The organism is Nocardioides piscis, from assembly GCF_011300215.1.
Taxonomy (GTDB): Bacteria; Actinomycetota; Actinomycetes; order Propionibacteriales; family Nocardioidaceae; genus Nocardioides; species Nocardioides piscis.
On the sequence record NZ_CP049866.1, the window covers coordinates 2,318,685 to 2,338,362 of the forward strand.

Annotated in this window: 21 protein-coding genes, 1 tRNA gene and 1 pseudogene; 15 read left to right on the forward strand and 8 right to left on the reverse strand. The window is 69.8% G+C overall.

Going from position 1 to position 19,678, the window contains the following annotated elements:
- Positions 1-39 precede the first annotated feature (39 nt).
- Positions 40-435, forward strand: a pseudogene (locus tag G7071_RS19840) (DUF3417 domain-containing protein); the annotation flags it as partial.
- Positions 436-458: 23 nt separating this feature from the next.
- On the opposite strand, the gene G7071_RS19845 reads toward G7071_RS19840, so the two are convergent.
- Positions 459-929 carry a hypothetical protein gene (locus tag G7071_RS19845; protein ID WP_343043574.1) on the reverse strand — a complete coding sequence of 157 codons (471 nt, stop codon included), beginning with the start codon at positions 927-929 and terminating at the stop codon, positions 459-461.
- 397 nt (positions 930-1,326) lie between these two features.
- On the opposite strand from G7071_RS19845, the gene glgP reads away from it, so the two are divergent.
- On the forward strand, positions 1,327-2,715 hold the full coding sequence (gene glgP, locus G7071_RS19850) for an alpha-glucan family phosphorylase (protein WP_343043485.1): 1,389 nt from the start codon (positions 1,327-1,329) through the stop codon (positions 2,713-2,715).
- Positions 2,716-2,755: 40 nt separating this feature from the next.
- Here glgP and G7071_RS11410 read toward each other — a convergent pair whose 3' ends face one another.
- From G7071_RS11410 to glgX, 3 genes are read right to left on the reverse strand one after another with little or no spacing between them, the layout of a single operon-like run.
- Positions 2,756-3,226, reverse strand: a complete 471-nt coding sequence (locus G7071_RS11410; protein WP_166318742.1) for a tRNA (cytidine(34)-2'-O)-methyltransferase — start codon at positions 3,224-3,226, stop codon at positions 2,756-2,758.
- Positions 3,227-3,285: 59 nt separating this feature from the next.
- A complete protein-coding gene (locus G7071_RS11415) occupies positions 3,286-3,984 on the reverse strand; it encodes an ion channel (protein WP_246209963.1) in 699 nt (232 codons plus the stop codon).
- 1 nt (position 3,985) lies between these two features.
- Entirely contained in the window at positions 3,986-6,139 is a 2,154-nt protein-coding gene (gene glgX / locus G7071_RS11420) for a glycogen debranching protein GlgX (protein ID WP_166318745.1), read from the reverse strand.
- A gap of 58 nt (positions 6,140-6,197) precedes the next feature.
- On the opposite strand from glgX, the gene G7071_RS11425 reads away from it, so the two are divergent.
- The 6 genes from G7071_RS11425 to G7071_RS11450 all read left to right on the forward strand — a co-directional run bounded on the left by G7071_RS11425 (position 6,198) and on the right by G7071_RS11450 (position 11,153).
- Positions 6,198-7,010, forward strand: coding sequence for an enoyl-CoA hydratase/isomerase family protein (locus tag G7071_RS11425; RefSeq protein ID WP_166318748.1), 813 nt, complete (start codon positions 6,198-6,200; stop codon positions 7,008-7,010).
- A 27-nt stretch (positions 7,011-7,037) separates the two neighbouring features.
- Positions 7,038-7,424 carry a hypothetical protein gene (locus tag G7071_RS11430; protein WP_246209964.1) on the forward strand — a complete coding sequence of 129 codons (387 nt, stop codon included), beginning with the start codon at positions 7,038-7,040 and terminating at the stop codon, positions 7,422-7,424.
- A 42-nt stretch (positions 7,425-7,466) separates the two neighbouring features.
- Positions 7,467-8,153: an Ig-like domain repeat protein gene (locus G7071_RS11435; RefSeq protein WP_166318751.1), complete on the forward strand. Its 687-nt coding sequence runs from the start codon at positions 7,467-7,469 to the stop codon at positions 8,151-8,153.
- Positions 8,154-8,327: 174 nt separating this feature from the next.
- Positions 8,328-9,263, forward strand: a complete 936-nt coding sequence (locus G7071_RS11440; protein WP_166318754.1) for a hypothetical protein — start codon at positions 8,328-8,330, stop codon at positions 9,261-9,263.
- 140 nt (positions 9,264-9,403) lie between these two features.
- Positions 9,404-10,174 carry an electron transfer flavoprotein subunit beta/FixA family protein gene (locus G7071_RS11445; protein WP_246209965.1) on the forward strand — a complete coding sequence of 257 codons (771 nt, stop codon included), beginning with the start codon at positions 9,404-9,406 and terminating at the stop codon, positions 10,172-10,174.
- A 13-nt stretch (positions 10,175-10,187) separates the two neighbouring features.
- Positions 10,188-11,153, forward strand: a complete 966-nt coding sequence (locus tag G7071_RS11450) for an electron transfer flavoprotein subunit alpha/FixB family protein (RefSeq protein WP_166318760.1) — start codon at positions 10,188-10,190, stop codon at positions 11,151-11,153.
- Between the two features lie 71 nt (positions 11,154-11,224).
- Here G7071_RS11450 and G7071_RS11455 read toward each other — a convergent pair whose 3' ends face one another.
- Positions 11,225-12,805 carry a hypothetical protein gene (locus G7071_RS11455; RefSeq protein ID WP_166318763.1) on the reverse strand — a complete coding sequence of 527 codons (1,581 nt, stop codon included), beginning with the start codon at positions 12,803-12,805 and terminating at the stop codon, positions 11,225-11,227.
- Positions 12,806-12,866: 61 nt separating this feature from the next.
- Here G7071_RS11455 and G7071_RS11460 point away from each other — a divergent pair, with 61 nt between their 5' ends.
- From G7071_RS11460 to G7071_RS11485, 6 genes are all read left to right on the forward strand, one after another.
- A complete protein-coding gene (locus G7071_RS11460; RefSeq protein ID WP_166318766.1) occupies positions 12,867-14,120 on the forward strand; it encodes a glutamate-5-semialdehyde dehydrogenase in 1,254 nt (417 codons plus the stop codon).
- 10 nt (positions 14,121-14,130) lie between these two features.
- Positions 14,131-14,280, forward strand: coding sequence for a hypothetical protein (locus tag G7071_RS11465; RefSeq protein ID WP_166318769.1), 150 nt, complete (start codon positions 14,131-14,133; stop codon positions 14,278-14,280).
- A 20-nt stretch (positions 14,281-14,300) separates the two neighbouring features.
- Positions 14,301-14,894: a nicotinate-nucleotide adenylyltransferase gene (gene nadD, locus G7071_RS11470; RefSeq protein WP_206063018.1), complete on the forward strand. Its 594-nt coding sequence runs from the start codon at positions 14,301-14,303 to the stop codon at positions 14,892-14,894.
- Positions 14,891-15,271 carry a ribosome silencing factor gene (gene rsfS / locus G7071_RS11475; protein WP_166318775.1) on the forward strand — a complete coding sequence of 127 codons (381 nt, stop codon included), beginning with the start codon at positions 14,891-14,893 and terminating at the stop codon, positions 15,269-15,271. Before nadD ends, rsfS begins: the two co-directional genes overlap by 4 nt.
- Complete coding sequence (locus G7071_RS11480; RefSeq protein ID WP_166318778.1) at positions 15,268-15,921, forward strand: histidine phosphatase family protein; 654 nt, start codon at positions 15,268-15,270, stop codon at positions 15,919-15,921. Before rsfS ends, G7071_RS11480 begins: the two co-directional genes overlap by 4 nt.
- A gap of 44 nt (positions 15,922-15,965) precedes the next feature.
- Positions 15,966-16,041 (forward strand) — tRNA-Ala (locus G7071_RS11485).
- 193 nt (positions 16,042-16,234) lie between these two features.
- On the opposite strand, the gene G7071_RS11490 is transcribed toward G7071_RS11485, so the two are convergent.
- Positions 16,235-17,278, reverse strand: a complete 1,044-nt coding sequence (locus G7071_RS11490) for a zinc-dependent alcohol dehydrogenase family protein (RefSeq protein ID WP_246209967.1) — start codon at positions 17,276-17,278, stop codon at positions 16,235-16,237.
- 87 nt (positions 17,279-17,365) lie between these two features.
- Complete coding sequence (locus G7071_RS11495; protein WP_206062772.1) at positions 17,366-17,845, reverse strand: Hsp20/alpha crystallin family protein; 480 nt, start codon at positions 17,843-17,845, stop codon at positions 17,366-17,368.
- Positions 17,846-18,361: 516 nt separating this feature from the next.
- Between G7071_RS11495 and G7071_RS11500 the strand changes: the two genes are divergently transcribed.
- On the forward strand, positions 18,362-19,114 hold the full coding sequence (locus G7071_RS11500) for a GAF and ANTAR domain-containing protein (protein ID WP_166318781.1): 753 nt from the start codon (positions 18,362-18,364) through the stop codon (positions 19,112-19,114).
- A gap of 135 nt (positions 19,115-19,249) precedes the next feature.
- Here G7071_RS11500 and G7071_RS11505 read toward each other — a convergent pair whose 3' ends face one another.
- Positions 19,250-19,615 carry an ArsR/SmtB family transcription factor gene (locus tag G7071_RS11505; RefSeq protein WP_166318784.1) on the reverse strand — a complete coding sequence of 122 codons (366 nt, stop codon included), beginning with the start codon at positions 19,613-19,615 and terminating at the stop codon, positions 19,250-19,252.
- Positions 19,616-19,678 lie beyond the last annotated feature (63 nt).

Here is a 19,678-nt window from a genome sequence, read left to right on the forward strand (position 1 = left end):
GTCGGTTGCAAGCCGGGGCCGCCCAGAGGCCCCCTAGGGATGGGGTGGCGCCCGCCGTGGGAGCGCCGTCGATCGAGCTTGTGGTGGCCCACGCCTTGGATCGATCAAACTGATGCCCTAACGTCGGGAGACGTGCGAGCAATTCGACGAATCAACGTCCGTCCCGTCCTCCCCGACGCCTTGTCGGGCCTCACGGCCCTGGCCGGCAACCTGCGGTGGTCCTGGCACCCGGAGACCCAGGACGTCTTCGCGGCCATCGACCAGCGGGTGTGGACCGAGGTCGGGCACGACCCGCTCGCCCTGCTCGGTGCGGTCGGTCGCCAACGGCTCGACGAGCTGGCGGGCGACCAGGAGTTCCTCGCGCAGCTCCGCACGGCCGAGGAGTCCCTCCAGCACTACCTGACCGGCGAGCGCTGGCACGCCCGCAGGGCGGGCGACGACGCTCCCAGGTCCATCGCCTACTTCTCTCCCGAGTACGGCATCACCGCCGTGCTGCCGCAGTACTCCGGCGGCCTGGGGATCCTCGCCGGCGACCACCTCAAGGCTGCGTCCGACCTCGGCATCCCGGTCGTGGGGTCGGGCTGTTCTATCGGCACGGCTACTTCAAGCAGTCGCTGTCGCGCGACGGCTGGCAGCAGGAGACCTATCCCGTCCTCGATCCCGACGAGCTCCCCCTCCAGCTCCTGCGTGAGGCCGACGGGTCGCGCGCCACTGTCGCGATCGCCATGCCGGGCGGACCAGACCTGCTCGCCCGCATCTTCGTCGCCGACGTGGGCCGCGTCCCGCTGCTGCTCCTCGACTCCGACATCGAGGAGAACCCGCAGTACTACCGCGACGTGACGGACCGGCTGTATGGCGGGAACTCCGAGCACCGCCTGCGCCAGGAGCTGCTCCTCGGGGTGGGCGGGGTGCGGGCGCTGCGTGTCCACGCGAGGATCACCGGCGCCCCCGCCCCGAGGTCTTCCACACCAACGAGGGCCACGCCGGATTCCTGGGGATCGAGCGGATCCGCGAGCTCACCGTCGCCGAGGGCGGGCCCGGTCTCGACTTCGACACCGCCCTGGAGGTCTCGCGCGCCGGCACGGTCTTCACCACCCACACCCCGGTCCCCGCCGGCATCGACCGGTTCCCGCGTGACCTGGTCCAGCAGTACTTCGGCGGCGAGGCCTCACCGACGCCAGGAGTTCCCGCCGATCGCGTCCTGGCGCTGGGGGCCGAGGACTACGAGGGCGGTGACCCGGGCGTCTTCAACATGGCCGTCATGGGCTTCCGCCTGGCGCAGCGGGCCAACGGCGTCTCCCAGCTGCACGGACACGTCAGCCGGGGATGTTCAACGGTCTCTGGCCGGCCTTCGACGAGGCCGAGGTGCCGATCGGCTCGATCACCAACGGTGTCCACGGTCCGAGCTGGATCGCCCGCGAGGTGGTCGAGCTGGCTCGCGAGCTCGGCGGCGACGTCGACGGCGACGACACCGACGAGCTGTGGCCGCTCGTCGACCGCATCGACGACAAGCGGCTGTGGGAGCTCAAGCGGATGCTGCGCTCCCGGCTCGTCGAGGACGCTCGCACCCGACTGGCTAAGTCGTCGGCCGAGCGCGGCTTCGCGCGCGCAGAGCTGGCCTGGACCGAGACAGCCCTCGACCCTGACGTGTTGACGATCGGGTTCGCCCGTCGGGTGCCGTCCTACAAGCGGCTCACGCTGATGCTGCGCGACCCGGCGCGGCTCAAGCGGCTGCTCCTCGACCCCGACCGGCCGATCCAGCTGGTCATCGCGGGCAAGTCGCACCCGGCCGACGACGGCGGCAAGAAGCTGATCCAGGAGATGGTCCGCTTCGCCGACGACCCCGAGCTCCGCGGCCGGATCGTCTATCTGCCCAACTACGACATCGCGATGGCCCAGCCGCTCTACCCCGGCTGCGACGTCTGGCTCAACAACCCGCTGCGGCCCTACGAGGCGTGCGGCACCTCCGGCATGAAGGCAGCCCTGAACGGCGGGCTGAACCTCTCGATCCTCGACGGCTGGTGGGACGAGTGGTTCGACGGCAACAACGGCTGGGCGATCCCGTCTGCCGACGGGATCGACTCCGTCGAGCGCCGAGACGACCTCGAGGCCGACGCGCTCTACGACCTGATCGAGAACGAGGTCGCCCCCCGCTTCTACGACGTCGACGCCGACGGCGTGCCCACCCGCTGGCTGGAGATGGTCCGCCACACCCTCAAGTCGCTCGGCCCCAAGGTGCTCGCCACCCGGCAGGTGCGCGACTACGTCCGCGAGCTCTACACGCCGGCGGCGCGCACGGCGCGGACGCTCAACTCCGACTACGCCGGAGCGCGCGAGCTCTCCGAGTGGAAGCAGCGCGTCCGCTCGGCGTGGTCGGGTGTCCGCGTCGAGCACGTCGAGTCGGCCGGCGTGGGTGACGCCGCCGAGGTCGGTGCCACCATCGACGTACACGCCTTCGTCGCCCTCGGGGAGCTCGGTGTCGACGACGTCGAGGTGCAGGTGGTGCACGGGTGCGCGGGCCCGGAGGACCAGCTGCTCGACACCGCGACCTCGGTGATGGACGTGAGTGAGTCCTATGAGGACGGACGCCACCGGTTCGACGTCTCCGTGCCCCTCGACCGGTCGGGCGCGTTCGGCTACACCGTGCGGGTCGTGCCGCGCAACGCCGCGCTGGCGTCGGTCTCGGAGATGGGCCTGGTCGCGATCCCGGCATAGGGCCCCGTCCACTGACTCGACCCCGTGCCGTGTCCGGGGCCTACTGCGCGCCGGCGAACCCGACCTGGCGCCACGCCTCGTAGGTCACCACGGCCGCAGAGTTGGACAGGTTCAACGACCTGGGGCCCTGCACCATCGGGATCCGGAGCCGTTCGGTGACCCGGGCGTCGCCCAGCACGTCGGCGGGCAGGCCGGTCGGCTCAGGGCCGAAGAGCAACACGTCGCCCGGCCTGAACGCGATGTCGATGTACCAGCGCTCGGCGTGGGCCGTGAAGGCGAAGACCCTCGAACCGGCCAACGCCGGGCTGCCCAGCGCGGTGTCGAGATCGGGGTGCACCACGACCGAGGCCAGGTCGTGGTAGTCCAGGCCCGCACGCCTCAGCTGCGGTTCGGAGAGATCGAAACCGAGTGGTTCGACGAGGTGGAGGGTGGCTCCCGTGCCTGCCACCATTCGGATCGCATTGCCCGTGTTGGGGGGGATCCGGGGTTCGAGGAACATCACGTGGAACACGCCTGAGACTATCGCGGAGCGAATGGCCCAGCGCTGAGGCCACGAGGGTCGGGGTGCGATCAGTCGGACGACTTGCGCTGGCGCTGCTCGCGCGCGGCCGTCCGGGGGACCGTCAGGGCGATCATCCGCGCCACGGCCAGGGCGATGTAGAGCATCCCGGCGATCTGCTCGAGCATGCCGACGGCGCGGGCCTGGGACCGGATGGGGATGATGTCGGACATCCCGAGACTCGTCATCGTGGTGACGGACAGATAGAGCATCTCGAACCACGCCTTGGCGTGGAGCGGGTCCTGGACGACCGAGAACGAGTCCGGCCACACGATGGCCACCGCGAGGTAGACGTAGGCGAAGCCCCACGCCACGACCGTGAACGTGGCACCGGTGGCATAGAGCTCGTCGGTCGTGACGACGTGGTCGTCGAACATGTATCGCAGCAGCGCGAACGCGGTGTAGAAGTAGAAGGCCGCGTGGAAGACCGAGGACCACAGCACCACGGTCTCGGTCCCCGGCGAGATCGCCTCCCAGAGGGTCAGCACCACGACAGGCAGGCCGAGGATGGCCGAGATCCAGTTCAGCGCGGGGGTCATCCGCACAGCCATCACGGCCAGGACCAGGACGAAGAGGCCGAAGATCGAGAAGATCGCGCGACCGAGCGGCTGGTCGCCCAGGAACGGGTAGACCAGGATTCCCAAGAGCTGAACGATCAGCAGGTCGGCGCAGGGGTGGCGCACCACCGGGAGGCGTCGCCAGTTCACCACGTCACTTCACCTCTCGCATGACCAGCACCGAGCGCCCTTCGTGGACCAGCGTGCCGCCGGCGACGACGGGGGTGCCGACCCCGATCCGGCTGTCGGTGGACAGCACGACCTCGCCGGCGAGGACCCAGTCCTGGACCGGCAGCGTGACCTCGATGTCGCGGGCCGAGGCGTTGAGCCAGATGATGAAGGAGGCGTCGCGCAACTGTTCCCCGCGGGGACCGGGGTAGCGCAGCGGGTCGCCGGAGACGAACATGCCCACGCACTGCAGGTCGTCGTCGTGCCAGTCGTCGGCGGTCATCTCGCGGCCGCCGGGGTGCAGCCAGGCGACGTCCTTGGGCCCGCCCCGGATGGTGGGTCGCCCCTCGAACCAGTGGCGCTGGCGCAGGGCCGGGTGGTCGCGCCTGATGCGCAGCGCGGTCTTGGTGATCTCATAGACGTCCAGCCAGGCGTCGTCGGGGCGCCAGTCGATCCAGGAGATCTCGTTGTCCTGGCCGTAGGCGTTGTTGTTGCCACGCTGGGTGCGGCCGCGCTCGTCGCCCGCCGTGAGCATCGGCACCCCGTTGGAGAAGCACAGCGTCGCCATCAGGTTGGCTGCCTGCCGCCTGCGCAGTGCCATGACCTCGGGGTCGTCGGTCTCGCCCTCGACACCGCAGTTCCACGAGCGGTTGTTGTCGGTGCCGTCGCGGTTGTCCTCGCCGTTGACCTCGTTGTGCTTGTCGTTGTAGGACACGAGGTCGCGCAGGGTGAAGCCGTCGTGGGCGGTGATGAAGTTGACCGAGGCGTACGGCGACCGGCCGTCGTCGGCATACAGGTCGCTCGATCCCGCGAGCCGGGTCGCCACGGTCCGGACCCCCGAGGTGTGACCCCGCCAGAAGTCCCGCATGGTGTCTCGGAACTGGTCGTTCCACTCCACCCACGGCGGCGGGAAGCGGCCGACGTGATAGCCGTCCATGGAGGCGTCCCACGGCTCGGCGATCAGCTTGACGTGGCGCAGCACTGGGTCCTGGCCGATCGCGGTCAGCAGGTGCGAGCCCATGTCGACCTGCTGGTGCGTCCGGGTCAGGGCGCTCATCAGGTCGAAGCGGAACCCGTCGACGTGCATCTCGCTGACCCAGTAGCGCAGCGAGTCCAGGATCATCCGCAGGCTCTGGGTGTGGGTCGCGTCGACGGTGTTCCCGCAGCCGGTGACGTCCCAATAGGTGTCAGGCACGCGCGGGCGTCCGTCCTCCTCGACGCGCTGGTAGTAGCCGAGGTCGTCGAGGCCGCGGAAGCTCAGCGTGGGGCCGAGCGGGCCGGCCTCGGACGTGTGGTTGTAGACGACGTCGAGGATGACCTCGATCCCGGCGGCGTGGAAGGCCTTGACCATCTGCTTGAACTCGGCGACCTGCTCGCCGCGGTCGCCGCTCGCCGAGTAGGCGTTGTGGGGGGCGAAGAAGCCCAGGGAGTTGTAGCCCCAGTAGTTCACTAGGTCGAGCTCGGCCAGGCCGGGCTCGGAGAAGAACTGGTGGATCGGCAGCAGCTCGACGGCGGTGACGCCGAGGTCGTTGAGGTAGTCGGTCACGGCGGGGGACGCCAGGCCCGCATAGGTGCCGCGGAGCTCCTCGGGGACCCGGTCGTGGAGCTTGGTCATGCCCTTGACGTGCAGCTCATAGATCACCGTGTCCCGCCACCGTCGGCGGATCGGGGCGTCGCCGTCCCAGTCGAACGTGTCGTTGACCACGACGCTGCGGGGCATGGAGCCTGCTGAGTCGATCGTGCTCGGTCTCGACGGGTGCTCGAGGTCGTGGCCGAAGATGGCCGGCCCCGGGACGAGGGTGCCGCTGACGGCCTTGCCGTAGGGGTCGAGCAGCAGCTTGTCCGCGTTGAACCGCAGCCCGCGCTCGGGGTCCCACGGGCCCTCTGCGCGGAAGCCGTAGCGGGTGCCGGGGGCCAGTCCCGGCACGGCGCAGTGCCACACGCCGAGCGTCTTCTCCGTCGGTCGCACGCGCTGCTCGGTGCCGTCGTCGTCGTACACACACACCCACACGGCGCTCGCTCGAGGTGCATAGACGGCGAAGTTGGTCGCCTCGGCCGACCAGGTCGCGCCCAGCGGCCAGTGACGGCCGGGCCACGCGCGCGTCGTCTCGCCCTCATGGGTCCACAGTCCAGGTGTCACTCGGGGCATTCTGCCTCCCCGGGCGGGTGAGGCGTGCGCGGCTGCTATGAATGCCCTCATGACGCAGGAGAAGCAGGAGCCGCAGGAGCAGGCAGAAGAGTGGGTCAGGCTCGAGGTGGCCGACGGGATCGCCACCATCCGCCTCGACCGTCCCAAGATGAACGCGATCAGCTTCGCGGTGCAGGCCGGCCTGCGCGCTGCGGCCGAGGAGGCGACCCGGCGCGACGACGTCAAGGCGGTCGTGGTCTACGGCGGCGAGCGGGTCTTCGCGGCCGGCAACGACGTGAAGGAGATGGCCGACCTCTCCTATGCCGACATGGTCAAGGCCTCTGCCTCGGTGCAGGCCGCGATCACCGCCATCGCCCGGATCCCCAAGCCCGTCGTGGCTGCCGTGCGCGGCTATGCGTTGGGGGGTGGCTGCGAGCTCGCGCTGGCCGCTGACATCCGGATCGCCGCCGCCGACAGCACCTTCGGTCAGCCGGAGGTGCTCCTCGGGATCATCCCCGGCGCCGGCGGCACCCAGCGACTGGCTCGCCTGATCGGTCCGAGCAAGGCCAAGGACCTCATCTTCACCGGCCGCTTCGTCAAGGCCGAGGAGGCGCTGGCGCTCGGGCTGGTGGACAAGGTCGTGCCGCCGGACGAGGTGTACGACGCCGCGTTGGCGTGGGCCGGGCAGTTCACCGGTGCTGCGAGCCTGGCGCTGCGGGCGGCCAAGGAATGCATCGACCACGGCCTCGAGACCGACCTCGACACCGGTCTGGAGATCGAGCGGATGCAGTTCGCCGCAGTATTTGCGACCGAGGACCGTGCCATCGGCATGCGATCGTTCGTTGAGAGCGGGCCGGGCCAGGCCTCGTTCGTGGCACGGTAGACCAGCACATCGACGAAAGGGACGCTCGTGGCGAAGGATCGCAAGGACACCACCAAGGACAAGTCGGAGGAGGACGGCGGCAAGCGCGCGCGCGGAGCCTCCGCCGCCGCCGCACTACGCACCAAGGTGGCCCAGGTGATCTGGCTGGTCTGCGTCCTGTGCGCGCTGGCGCTCGCCCTCGGCGCGCTGCTCATCGCCCTCAAGGCCAACACGACCAACAGCCTGGTGCAGTTCGTCCTCGACGCAGCGGACACCGTCGACCTCGGGGTCTTCTCCATGGACGACGGGATCAAGCAGTTCGAGAACAAGAAGGGCAAGCCCGAGGAGATCAAGAACGCGCTCGTCAACTACGGCCTCGGAGCGGTGGCGTGGCTGGTGGTCGGCCGCATCCTCGACCGCATCATCCGCCCGTAGGGGCGGTGCTCCTCGGCGCCGAGCGTGGCTATGGTCTAGTCCATGTCAACCACACGCACGACCCAGACCATCGCCTCCGCCCTGGCCGTCACCCTCGGCGGCGGTGCCCTCGTGGCGTTCGCACCGGCGACCCACGCCGCCAGCGCCCCGGTGAAGTCGACCACGCAGCTGGTCGTCAGCCCCGATCCTTCGGAGTACGGCGAAGCGGTCACCGCCGCTGCCACCGTCACCACTCCGGGCGCGACCCCCGCGGGTGACGTGACGTTCGTGGTCAAGGGTGTCTCGACCACGGTCGAGGTCGAGGACGGGAAGGCGCTCCTCGAGCTGGCCCAGCCCGTGGCCGGCGAGCACCCCGTGAGCGCGACCTTCACCCCCGCCGACCCGACCGTCGCCGACGGCAGCGCCGCCGAGCCTGTCATCCTCGACGTGGCGAAGGCCGAGACCCGCAGTCGCCTCCGCATCCGACACCTGCCCAGGCGCACCGAGGTGACCGTGAAGGTGTCCGGCGAGCACGAGACGGTCGCCACCGGCAAGGTGAAGCTCGTCCTGCGCAAGCTCGGCGACGAGGACTTCGTCGTCAAGCGCTTCGGACGGCTGGGCAAGGGGTCCCGTGGGCTCGGCCTGGGCCAGCTGGACAAGGGCCGCTACAAGGTCCTGGTGAAGTACCGCGGCGACGCCAACCACGAGCGGTCGACGAAGGCCAGGACCTTCGGCTTCCACCGGGGCTGACCCAACGCCTCGACGACACCGCCCGGAGCCCTTGGCTCCGGGCGGTGTGTCATCTGTTGAGCGTTACGTCACCCTTTGGGGTGACAGTGTGTGACACTCTGCGTACGCCGAGTGTTGTTGGCCGCCCGGGAGAAGAGGTGGCCCGCTCGGACCAGTTCTCTGGGAGGGGAAACAATGGGTTCAAGCCTGTCCAAGAAGTGCTCCATCGCTGCCGTGTCCGTCGCCGTGATGGCCGGAACTGCACTGCTGGCGACGCCGGCCAACTCGGCATCCACGTCGATGGTCTTCTCGTGCACCACTCCGGTGGGTCCCAAGGACTTCATCACGGTCGCCGACACCGACGTCCCCGCCACGATGGTGGCCGGCGCCACCGCTCCGATCACCACGACCGCGCAGGTCACGATCCCTGAGGACCTGGTCGGCCTGCTGCGCGACGTCGTCGGGGCGCGAAGGGTCGACGGCAGCGCTGTGACCAAGTCGACGCTCGACGGCACCCCGCTCGCTGACGTCACCCACTCCATTGCGTCCATGCCCCTGCCCGCGAGCGGCGCCCTGACCGTGACCGCCGTCGGCACCCCGGCGAACTACACCGGCACGGTCGGCACCCACGTCATCAAGGCGGCCAGCTACACGGCCCACCTGGTGTTCCACAAGGATGCCGGGGATCCGTTCGTGGTCGACACCACCTGCACGCCGCAGACGGTGGACAACAACGGCACGCCCGACAACACGGCCGACGACAAGCCCCTCGTCCAGGACCTGACGGTCGACACGTTCAAGGTCGACCCCGCGCCCACCGTGACCCCCGTGCCCGCGAAGTCGGACACCACCAGCAAGGTGACGACGAAGTACTCCGCGAAGTCCAACAACGCCAAGGTCAAGGTCGTCGTCAAGGCTGCGTCGGGTCAGGCCACCGGATCGGTCAAGGTCACCCTCAAGCGAGGGTCGAAGAAGGTCAAGAGCGTCTCCGCCAAGCTCGTCTCGGGGACGGCCAAGGTCGTCTTCAAGAAGATCTCCCGCCCGGGCAAGTACAAGGTGATCGCCAAGTACCCCGGCTCCAGCACCACCAACGCGTCGTCGGGCAAGGACACCTTCAAGGTCCGTCGCTGACACGTTCGAAGCCTCACCTGTGAGTAACCCCACCGCGGACCCTGTTCCGCGGTGGGGTTTCTCCTCTGTAACCTCTCGGTCACCGGACCAACACCACAGGAGGGGCCGCGAGGCCACACACCATGAACATTGTCGTCTGTGTGAAATACGTGCCCGACGCGACAGCGGACCGGCAGTTCGAGTCCGACAACACCGTTGACCGAGTCGGCGTCGACGGGCTGCTGTCGGAGCTCGACGAATATGCCGTCGAGCAGGCGCTGCAGCTCAAGGAGAAGACCGAGGGCGAGCACGAGGTGATCGCGCTGTGCGTGGGTCCCGAGAAGGCCGTCGACGCTGCCCGCAAGGCGCTCCAGATGGGTGCCGACAGGGCCGTTCACGTCGTCGACGACGCCATCGCCGGCTCCGACTACGTCGCCACGTCGCTGGTGCTGGCCAAGGCGATCGAGAAGATCGGCACGTGTGATCTCGTCGTCTGCGGCATGGCCTCGACCGACGCCTCCGGAAGCGTGGTGCCGGCGATGCTGGCCGAGCGTCTCAACCTTCCGCAGGTCACCCTCGCCTCCGTCGTGGAGGCCCAGGGCGACCAGGTCCGCATCAAGCGCGACAACGAGGGCTCCACCGAGGTCATCGGTGCGACCCTGCCGATCGTGCTCTCGGTGACAGACCAGACCGGTGAGGCCCGCTACCCGTCCTTCAAGGGCATCATGGCCGCCAAGAAGAAGCCGCTCGAGACGCTCTCGCTCTCCGACCTCGGCATCGAGGCAGACCAGGTCGGCCTCGCGGTCGCGTGGTCGCAGGTCGAGGAGACCACCGAACGCCCGCCGCGCACTGCCGGCGAGATCGTCACCGACGAGGACGGCTCGGGCGCGGTCGCGCTGGCCGAGTTCCTCGCCTCCAAGAAGTTCATCTAAGGGAGCATCGGAAATGTCTGAAGTCCTGGTTGTCATCGACCACGCCGAGGGCGAGGTCAAGAAGCCCACCTACGAGCTCCTCACCATCGCACGTCGTCTGGGCGAGCCGTCGGCGGTGTTCTTCGGTTCGGCCGACAAGGCCGACGCGGTCGCCGAGAAGGTCAAGAAGTACGGCGCCGAGAAGGTCTACGTCATCGACGACGCCGACGTCGAGGGCTACCTCGTCGCGCCCAAGGCGGAGGCGATGCAGCAGCTCGCCGAGAAGGCCGGTGGTGAAGGGGGCCTCGCCGCCATCCTGTTCCCCTCCAGCTTCGAGGGCAAGGAGGTCGCCGCCCGGCTCGCGATCAAGATCGAGTCCGGCCTGATCACCGACGCCGTCGACGTCCAGGAGGGGCCGGTCACCACGCAGAGCGTGTTCGCCGGCAGCTACACCGTCACGGCCAAGGTCACCAAGGGCACGCCGATCATCACGGTCAAGCCCAACTCCGCGGCGCCGGAGGAGACCGAGGGCGCTGCGGCTGTGGAGGCATTCACGCCGACCATCTCCGACGGTGCGAAGACGGCGCAGATCATCGCGTCGCAGCCGCGTCAGTCGACCGGCCGTCCCGACCTGACCGAGGCCGCCATCGTCGTCTCCGGCGGGCGTGGCACCGGCGGCAACTTCGAGCCGATCGAGAATTTCGCCGACTCGCTGGGTGCCGCCGTCGGCGCCTCGCGTGCCGCGGTCGACTCCGGCTGGATGCCGCACGCGTTCCAGGTCGGCCAGACCGGCAAGACCGTCTCGCCGCAGCTCTATGTCGCCAACGGGATCTCCGGCGCGATCCAGCACCGTGCCGGCATGCAGACCTCGAAGACCATCGTGGCTGTCAACAAGGACGACGAGGCTCCGATCTTCGAGCTCGTCGACTTCGGCGTCGTGGGAGACCTGCACACGGTCCTGCCCGCTGCCACCGAGGAGATCACCAAGCGCAAGGGCTGATCCTCCCGAGCTGCTCGTCGAACGCCCCGACCGGGAACGGTCGGGGCGTTCGCGCGTCCTGGTCGAGGCGATCAGTAGGGCTGGCTGCGGACGCGCCAGCCGGCGCCGCGCGCGGTGAGGGTCACGACGAAGGCGGAACGGCGCCCGCGCAGGACATAGCTGGCCGGTTCGTCATGGAGCTGTGGCTCCACCGTCCTGCACCGGTCACCACCAGCGCGCGGGCGGGCCACCGGAGCCTTGGTCGGTCGCCAGCCTGAGGCCGTGGACTTCTGGAGGGCGCTCGGCCAGCCGCCGGTGTGCTTCGTCGTGAGCCGGACGGCCGCTCGGGGTGAGACCGGCTGCACGACGTCGCAGCGCCTCGGAGCCCCGACCGGCAGCCGGACGAGCCCGTCCTCGCGGGAGAAGACCAGCGTGCGGCGGCGGTTGGACACCGAGACCTGCTCGGAGTCAGGGGAGACGCCGACGGGGGGCCTGCCCAGGCGGATGTCGTGCCACGTGAGCGCGTCCGTGGTGACGAGGAGACGCTGCTGCCGCCCGCAGTCGAGACCCAGGGCGACGAGCCCCAGCTCGGCCCATCGCAGGCTGCTGCGGCTCCAGGAGCAGCGGGCGTCCGACCGGTCGACGCGGAGCGGCTCCGACCAGCGCTGGGCTGCCCAGTCATAGGTCTGGGCGGTGAAGGTCCTCCGGTCGGCTGACCCGACGGCGAGCAGGGGCAACCCGGGGGAGCTGACGAACGTGGTGGCAGCGCTGCGCCTGCCCCGGTGCCGAGCGAGCCCTGGTGCGTCCTCGGGCGTGACCCCGGTGGTCGTCCACGGCGACGCGGTGTCGGGCCGGGTGATCGACAGGAGCGTCTGGGGACTGGAGAACTCGCCGAAGAGCACCGTGAGGGCGTCGACGTTGGCGAGGTTGACGTCCGAGCAGGCGTAGTCGGCCGGGAGCTGCTGCCGGGTCTCGGTGCCGGTGCCCGCAGCCACGGTCGTGACGCCGAGGACGCACTCCCCGCTGGCGTCGCGCGCGCCGCCGTACAGGATCGAGACGTCACCGCTGTCGGAGACGGTGCCGGTGACCGTGTATTCCTGCCCCGGCAGCTCGCGGCGCTCGACGTCGAAGCCGGTGCCGGTCCAGCTGACCCAGCCCTGGTGCAGCGGCCACACGGCCCGGCTGCCACTCGGCGAGATCCCCGGTTCCTCGTGCGCCTCGCCGGGGAGCGTGCTGGCGTGCCAGCTGACGGTGTCGGGGGAGTAGAGCGCTCGGGAGCTGGTCGGGGCGGTGTCCTCGCTGTATCCGCCGGTGTCGCACTCGGCGATCACGGCGACGGCGTTGCCTGCTCCGCGCGCGTCGACGCGGCCGCAGTAGAGGTTCTTCTCCCGGACGATGACGCGCCTCGCACTCCACGACCGGGTGGCGGCGTCATACCTGCTGCCCCACACGGTGCGCATGTCGCGCGAGGTCGTCACGGTGAACCGGTCGCCGTCCGCCAGGTCGACGATCACACCGCCCTCGACCTCCTCGGGGAGGCTGGGCACGGGTGTCCCGGCCACCTGCTCCTCGCTCGTGGCGGGTATGGCGACTGACTGCCCGCCGAGGGACAGTGACCCGACGGACACCACCCCCGCCGTGAGCGCCGTGACGACTGCGATCTTCCCCCGCATGGCCGACCTTCCAGATTGAGACGTCGACGGACCCCCGGTCGGGCCGACCTAGGGTGCCAGCATGACCCACGACACCGAGAGCGTGCGCGACGTGGCCTCGCGCGCCCGGGTCGCCAGCCACGACCTGGCCCTGGCGACCCGCGCAGACAAGGATGCCGCCCTCCACGCGATGGCCGACGCCCTGGTCGCCGCCGCCCCGACGATCCTCGAGGCCAACGCCGACGACGTCGCCCGCGCGGAGGCGGCCGGCGTCGCCCCCAACATCGTCGACCGGTTGACGTTGACGCAGGAGCGGCTCGCCGCGATGGCGGACGGGCTGCGCGAGGTGGCGGGCCTGGCCGACCCGGTGGGGGAGGTCGTCCGCGGCTCCACGCTCGCCAACGGGCTCGAGCTGCGGCAGGTCCGGGTGCCGTTCGGCGTGGTCGGGATGATCTATGAGGCGCGACCCAACGTCACGGCCGATGCTGCCGGGATCTGCCTGAAGTCGGGCAACGCCGTGCTGCTGCGGGGGTCGTCCAGTGCCAGGTCGAGCAACGCCGCGATCGTGGAGGTGCTGCGCTCGGCCCTGACGGGGGTCGGACTGCCCGAGGACGCCGTCCAGCTCGTGCCGGGCGACTCGCACGACTCGGTGAAGGCGCTCATGCGTGCGCGCGGCCTCGTGGACGTCCTGATCCCGCGCGGGGGTGCGGGCCTGATCCGCAGCGTGGTGGAGGAGTCGACCGTCCCGGTCATCGAGACCGGCGTCGGCAACTGCCACGTCTATGTCGATGCGTCGGCCGACATCGACCAGGCGCTCGCCATCGTCGTCAACGCCAAGACCCACCGCACCAGCGTCTGCAACGCGGCCGAGTCGCTGCTGGTCCACGCAGACATCGCCGACGACTTCCTGCCTCGGGTGATCGACGCGCTGCACGAGCACGGGGTGACGATCCACGGCGACGAGCGCTTCAGTGAATACGACGGTGTCGTCGAGGCGACAGCGGCCGACCACGGCACCGAATATCTCTCGCTCGACATCTCGGCAGCGGTCGTCGCGGACGTGGACGGTGCGATCGATCACATCCGCGCCTACTCCAGTGGTCACTCAGACGCCATCGTGGCCAACGACCAGACGACGATCCGGCGCTTCGTCGCCGCGGTCGACTCCGCGGCGGTGCTGGTCAACGCATCCACGCGCTTCACCGACGGGGGCGAGTTCGGCTTCGGGGCGGAGATCGGGATCAGCACCCAGAAGCTCCACGCCCGTGGCCCGATGGGGCTGCCCGAGATGACGTCGACGAAGTACGTCGTCATCGGTGCCGGTCACACCCGATAGGATCGCTCCCATGTCGTTCAACGCCCTGAGCATTGCCGCAGCCGAGTCGCACGGTGACCCGGCCATCCATCCCTACCTCGTCGGTGCTCTCACGCTGGCGATCCTGCTGGGCCTGCTCCTGGCCCTCGTCACCTTCGGCGGCGGGCGCGAGCACTCCTGATGCCGCGTCGCGTGGGCGTGATGGGCGGCACCTTCGATCCCGTCCACCACGGCCACCTGGTCGCGGCCTCCGAGGTGCAGGCGTGGTTCGACCTCGACGAGGTCGTCTTCGTGCCGACCGGCTCGCCGTGGCAGAAGGCCGAGCGTGAGGTCTCCCCGGCCGAGCACCGCTACCTGATGACCGTCATCGCGACGGCGGCCAACCCGCGCTTCGTCGTCTCTCGGGTCGACATCGACCGCGAGGGCCCGACCTACACCATCGACACGCTGCGTGACCTGCGAGCGCAGCGACCTGACGACGAGCTGTTCTTCATCACCGGTGCTGACGCGCTGGCCGACATCTTCACCTGGCGCGACGTCGAGGAGCTGTTCGAGCTCGCCCAGTTCGTCGGGTGCACGCGGCCCGGCTACGACATGGACTCCCGGACCCTCGACGCCATTCCGTCCGACCGCGTGACCATGGTGGAGATCCCGGCCCTGGCGATCTCCTCCACCGACTGCCGCGAGCGCGTACGCCGAGGCGCACCGATCTGGTACCTCGTGCCCGACGGCGTCGTCCAGTACGTCGGCAAGCACGACCTCTATGCCACCCCACACCCCAAGGATGTCCAGTGACTGCCACCGACCACGCCCTCGAACTCGTCCAGGTCGCCGCTGCGGCGGCAGCCGACAAGCTGGCCCAGCAGGTGATCGCCTTCGACGTCAGCGAGCAGCTCGCCATCACCGACGCGTTCGTGCTGGCCTCGGCCAGCAACGAGCGCCAGGTCAAGGCGATCGTCGACGAGGTTGAGGACAAGCTGCGCGAGGTCGACGCCAAGCCGATCCGCCGCGAGGGGCACCGCGAGGGCCGCTGGGTCCTGCTCGACTACGGCGAGATCGTCGTGCACGTCCAGCACGAGGAGGAGCGCCAGTTCTATGCCCTCGAGCGGCTGTGGCGCGACTGTCCCTCGATCCCGGTCCCGCAGCCGGGACCACCTGCCGCTGACGCGTGAGCCGGACATTGGTCCTGCTGCGCCACGGCCAGACTGCCTGGAACCTCGAGCGGCGCGCCCAGGGACACACCGACATCCCCCTCGACGAGACCGGCCGGGAGCAGGCTCGGGCTGTTGCCGTCGCGATCGCGGCGCTGGAGCCGGCCGCCCTGTGGAGCTCGGACCTGCTCCGGGCCAGCGCCACCGCCGACGAGGTCGCCCGCACCACCGGGCTCGACGTGCGCACGGACGAGCGGTTGCGCGAGTTCGACGTGGGGGACCGGTCCGGGATGACCATCGCCGAGTTCGAAGCGGCGTTCCCGACCCAGCACGCTGCGTGGCAGGCCACCGGGGGGCTCTTCGAGTCCGCCGAAGGCGTGCCGGGCGCAGAGAGCTCCGACGACGTCGCCGAGCGGATCGTGCCCGCCCTGCGCGAGGCGCTCTCCTCGGTCGGGACGGGCGAGACGGTCTGCGTCGTCGGGCACGGGGCCTCCTCCAAGGTCGGCCTGACCGCCCTCCTCGGCTGGGACCGGGTCATGGGCCGGACCCTGCGCGGCATGGACAACTGTGGGTGGGCCACGCTGGTCGAGACCGGACCCGACGAGGGGTTGAGGCTGGTGGCCTACAACCGGGTCGCACCCGATTTCACAACTGCGGGAGCCGTTGGCTAAGATTCCGCGAGTTGTCCGGCCGAGGTTTGGCCGGGCGCCCCGATGGGGGTGTGGCGCAGCTGGTAGCGCATCTGCATGGCATGCAGAGGGTCAGGGGTTCGAGTCCCCTCACCTCCACCATCACAGGCCGGATCCTCGACGGATCCGGCCTGATGCATCTGCGGCGGGCGCTGCTGCACGTGGGGCGCCGGAGTCCCCGACCCGAAGGGGTGCCGGCGTATGGAGCCGGGGCTGGCCCATCACGGCGCTGCGCGCCCGCAGCCTGGCGCCGTGCGCGGGCTTCCTCATCCACGGAGAGTCGCATGCTCAAGGCTCAGGGCCTCCCCACCTCCGAGTCAGGGAGGCCTCGCAGGACCGCCGCGCCGGTGAGCGCGCCGGTCGCCAGGTCGTCCAGGGCTCTGTCGGCGTCCGTGAAGGGGTAGGCCGTCACGCGCGCCCGGACTCCGGTCGTCGCGGCGAGACGCAACCACTCCTCTCCGTCGAGGCGCGTGTTGGCGGTGACGCTGGTGAGGGTCCGTTCGCGGAAGAGGTGGGCCTGGTAGTCGAGCCCTGGGATGTCGCTGAGGTGGATGCCCGCCACCGCGAGCGTCCCGCCCTGGTCCAGCGCCTCCAGGGCGACCGGCACCAGTTCGCCGACGGGTGCGAACAGGATCGCCGCGTCGAGCAGGGCGGGTGGGCGTGCGTGGGCGTCACCGGCCCAGGCGGCACCCAGCTCGAGTGCGAGCTTCTGGGCCGGCCGGCCTCGTGTGAGGACGTGCACCTCTGCGCCCTGGGCAATTGCCAGCTGGGCGATGAGGTGCGCGCTGGCGCCGAAGCCGTAGATGCCAAGCCGCCCACCGGGTGGCAGTCCGGCCCGGCGTAGGGCGCGGTAGCCGATGATTCCCGAGCACAGCAGCGGCGCCGTGGTGACGGGGTCGGCGTCCGCCGGCAGGCGGTATGCCCACGCCTCGGCGACGACGGCGTACTCGGCGAAGCCTCCGTCTGCGTCCCAGCCGGTGTACTGGGAAGCGCGACAGAGGTTCTCGCGCCCGGCACGACAGGCTCTGCAGCCCTGGCAGGTCCGCCGCAGCCACGCGATGCCGACCCTGTCGCCGGTGCCGAACCGGCGGCTCGCGTCCCCCGTCGCAACCACCTCGCCGACCACCTCGTGACCAGGCACCCGGGCAGGCGCTCTGGGTGCAAGGTCGCCGTCGGCGAGGTGCAGGTCGGTCCGGCACACGCCGCACGCGAGCACCCGGACCAGCACCTCGTCGGGCGCAGGACGGGGGACCGCACGCTCGACCTGGAGCACCCGGCCGCGTTCGTCCCCCTTTCCGCTCACGACCCACGCCCGCATCGTGGTGGGCAGCCCGGTCATCGCCTCACCTCGTCGAGTCGGGGCCGTGATCGCGCGGGTCGCGATCGGGTGCTCGAGGTCGATCTGCCGGAGGCCAGTCTCTGGCTCTCAGCCGCGTGTGATCGGGATCTTGGTCGGTGTCGTGGTGACTTCTGCCTTGGGCGCGGGGACCCGCACTTCGAGGATCCCGTCCTTGTACGACGCGGTCACGTCGGCCTCGGTCGCTCCCTCGGGCAGCCGGACGCTGCGCGAGAGGCGGCCGTAGTGGAACTCGCTCCGGTAGCCGTCCGGACGCTTCTCCTCGCTGCGTTCCTCCCGCTCGGCACGAAGGTGCAGGATGCCGTCGGCGACGCTGATCTCGACGTCCTTCTCCGGGTCGATCCCGGGCAGCTCCGCGCGGATCACGCAGGTGTCGTCCTCGACGAACTCCTCCAGACGCATGACGTGGGCCCCTTGGGCGCGGTCCAGGACGCTCTCACCGTTGAAGAACGTGCGGAACATGTCCCCGAACGCGGTGTCGACCAGGTCCTGGCTCCACAGCGTCTCCAGGGGCCAACCCCGGTGGTGTTCTCTCTTCATCAGACTCATTTCGGACTCCTCCTTGCTTGGTGCCGCGGTCATTGCGTGGCTCAGCCAAGGGGGGCGGTCTCTCATCGCCTCGCGGGTCTCGGCGAAGAGCAGGGTCACGTCACCCCACCCAGCTGCCAGGGCCGGCGCGGGCCACCGCCCCCCGGTGGGGACCCGCGCCGACTGGGTGGCATGTGCACAAGCGCGCACCGCGCCGACATCGAGGACCGAGGTGGACTGCTGGCTGCGTAAGCCGATCGCATGGCCGAACTCCGGTCACGTCACGGAGCGGTGCTGGCGGACCGAGTCATGTGACCCCTTGTGGTCTCGCCGCAGGCGCCTATCCACACCCAGGAGAAACGGTAGTCCTCGCGGGCCCGGCTGCCAAGAGCTGCCCGAAGCGAGTCCCCGCATCCGCGGCGTAGGCTGGGGTGGCCGAGGTAGCGAGCGTGTCGCAGCCTGTGCGGCATCGGCTTCGGCAAGGACGACAGTGCCCGGACCGAGGGCGCAGACGAGACCGCACGGTGGAGCAGAACCATGGTGACTTCACAAGGCAAACGACCGGAACCGCTCGACCTGACCGCGGCCTATGCGGAGCTCCAGAACCTCATCCTGGACGGACCCGATGTCAGCGACTTCCTGCACGAGCTCACCGTGCTGGCCTCGTCCATCGTGCCCGGCACGCACTGCGGAATCACCCTGCGGCGTGACGGCCAGATCGCCACTGTGGCCCACAGCGACGAGGTTGCGATGCGCATGGACGAGATCCAGTACATCCACGGCCGCGGGCCGTGCCTGGAAGCCATCCATCAGGGGACACGCATCGAGGTGCCCGACATGTCAGCCGAGACCCGATGGGGCGACTACCCCGGATACGCCCTGTCCAACGGCATCCACAGCGTCGTCTCCCTGCCCCTGACCATCGACGGCCACACCCGCGGAGCACTCAACATCTTCGTCACCAGCCCACACGCGTTCAACACCGCCGACATCACCCGAGCCGAGGCCTTCACCGCTCAGGCCGCCACAGCCCTGACCATCCTGCTCCGCCACGCCAGCCACACCGTCCTCGACGACGAGCTACGCGAAGCACTGGCCACCCGGGCCGTGATCGACCAAGCCCTCGGCATCTTGATGGTCACCCGCAAGATCAGCGCCCACGACGCGTTCGAGCTCCTGCGCCACACCTCCCAGAACACCAATCGCAAGGTCAGCACCATCGCCGCCGAGCTCATCGAGACGATGACCGGCCACCCACCCCAACCGCCCCGTCCACTGACCCAACGCTGAGCCGAACCGCTGGAGCGCGGCCGCCTCGCCGGTGCCGTGTCCGAGCGCGACGTCGTGAACCCCCTCCCACACGGACCGTCCTGCTGGAATCGCGTCGAGTGTCACTCCGCTTCGACGCATGCGAGTCCGTGGCGTTCAGCAGCCGGGGCCGAGGGCGCCGGCGAGGGAGCGGAGCACCTCGGGCACCAGCCGGTAGTAGGCCCATCGCCCGCGCTGCTCCCGGGTGACCAGCCCGGCCTCGACCAGGAGCTTCATGTGGTGCGAGACCGTGGGCTGGCTCAGGCCGACTGGCTCTGTCATGTCGCAGATGCAAGCCTCGCCGTCGGCAGACGCGGCGATCATCGAGACCAGTCTGACCCGCGTCGGGTCGCCCAGCGCCTTGAACATGCGGGCGAGCGTCTCGGCCGCCTCGTCGGCGACGATGCCGGCGGTCATGGGCGAGCAGCAGGCGGCGAGCTCGGCGGGCGAGATGGCGATGGGAGTCGAGGGCACGGTGATCATTGTGACGGATGCATTGACATATGTCGATATGTGCGGCATCGTCCTCACATCGACATACGTCAA

Coding starts and splice junctions, on each gene's coding strand:
- G7071_RS11435 (WP_166318751.1), top strand. CDS start 7,467: ATGTCAACCACACGCACGACCCAGACCATCGCCTCCGCCCTGGCCGTC.
- G7071_RS11460 (WP_166318766.1), top strand. CDS start 12,867: ATGACCCACGACACCGAGAGCGTGCGCGACGTGGCCTCGCGCGCCCGG.
- G7071_RS11465 (WP_166318769.1), top strand. CDS start 14,131: ATGTCGTTCAACGCCCTGAGCATTGCCGCAGCCGAGTCGCACGGTGAC.
- nadD (WP_206063018.1), top strand. CDS start 14,301: ATGGGCGGCACCTTCGATCCCGTCCACCACGGCCACCTGGTCGCGGCC.
- G7071_RS11505 (WP_166318784.1), bottom strand. CDS start 19,615: ATGATCACCGTGCCCTCGACTCCCATCGCCATCTCGCCCGCCGAGCTC.
- G7071_RS11425 (WP_166318748.1), top strand. CDS start 6,198: ATGACGCAGGAGAAGCAGGAGCCGCAGGAGCAGGCAGAAGAGTGGGTC.
- G7071_RS11500 (WP_166318781.1), top strand. CDS start 18,362: ATGGTGACTTCACAAGGCAAACGACCGGAACCGCTCGACCTGACCGCG.
- G7071_RS11440 (WP_166318754.1), top strand. CDS start 8,328: ATGGGTTCAAGCCTGTCCAAGAAGTGCTCCATCGCTGCCGTGTCCGTC.
- G7071_RS11490 (WP_246209967.1), bottom strand. CDS start 17,278: ATGACCGGGCTGCCCACCACGATGCGGGCGTGGGTCGTGAGCGGAAAG.
- G7071_RS11450 (WP_166318760.1), top strand. CDS start 10,188: ATGTCTGAAGTCCTGGTTGTCATCGACCACGCCGAGGGCGAGGTCAAG.
- G7071_RS11495 (WP_206062772.1), bottom strand. CDS start 17,845: ATGAGTCTGATGAAGAGAGAACACCACCGGGGTTGGCCCCTGGAGACG.
- G7071_RS11455 (WP_166318763.1), bottom strand. CDS start 12,805: ATGCGGGGGAAGATCGCAGTCGTCACGGCGCTCACGGCGGGGGTGGTG.
- glgP (WP_343043485.1), top strand. CDS start 1,327: ATGTTCAACGGTCTCTGGCCGGCCTTCGACGAGGCCGAGGTGCCGATC.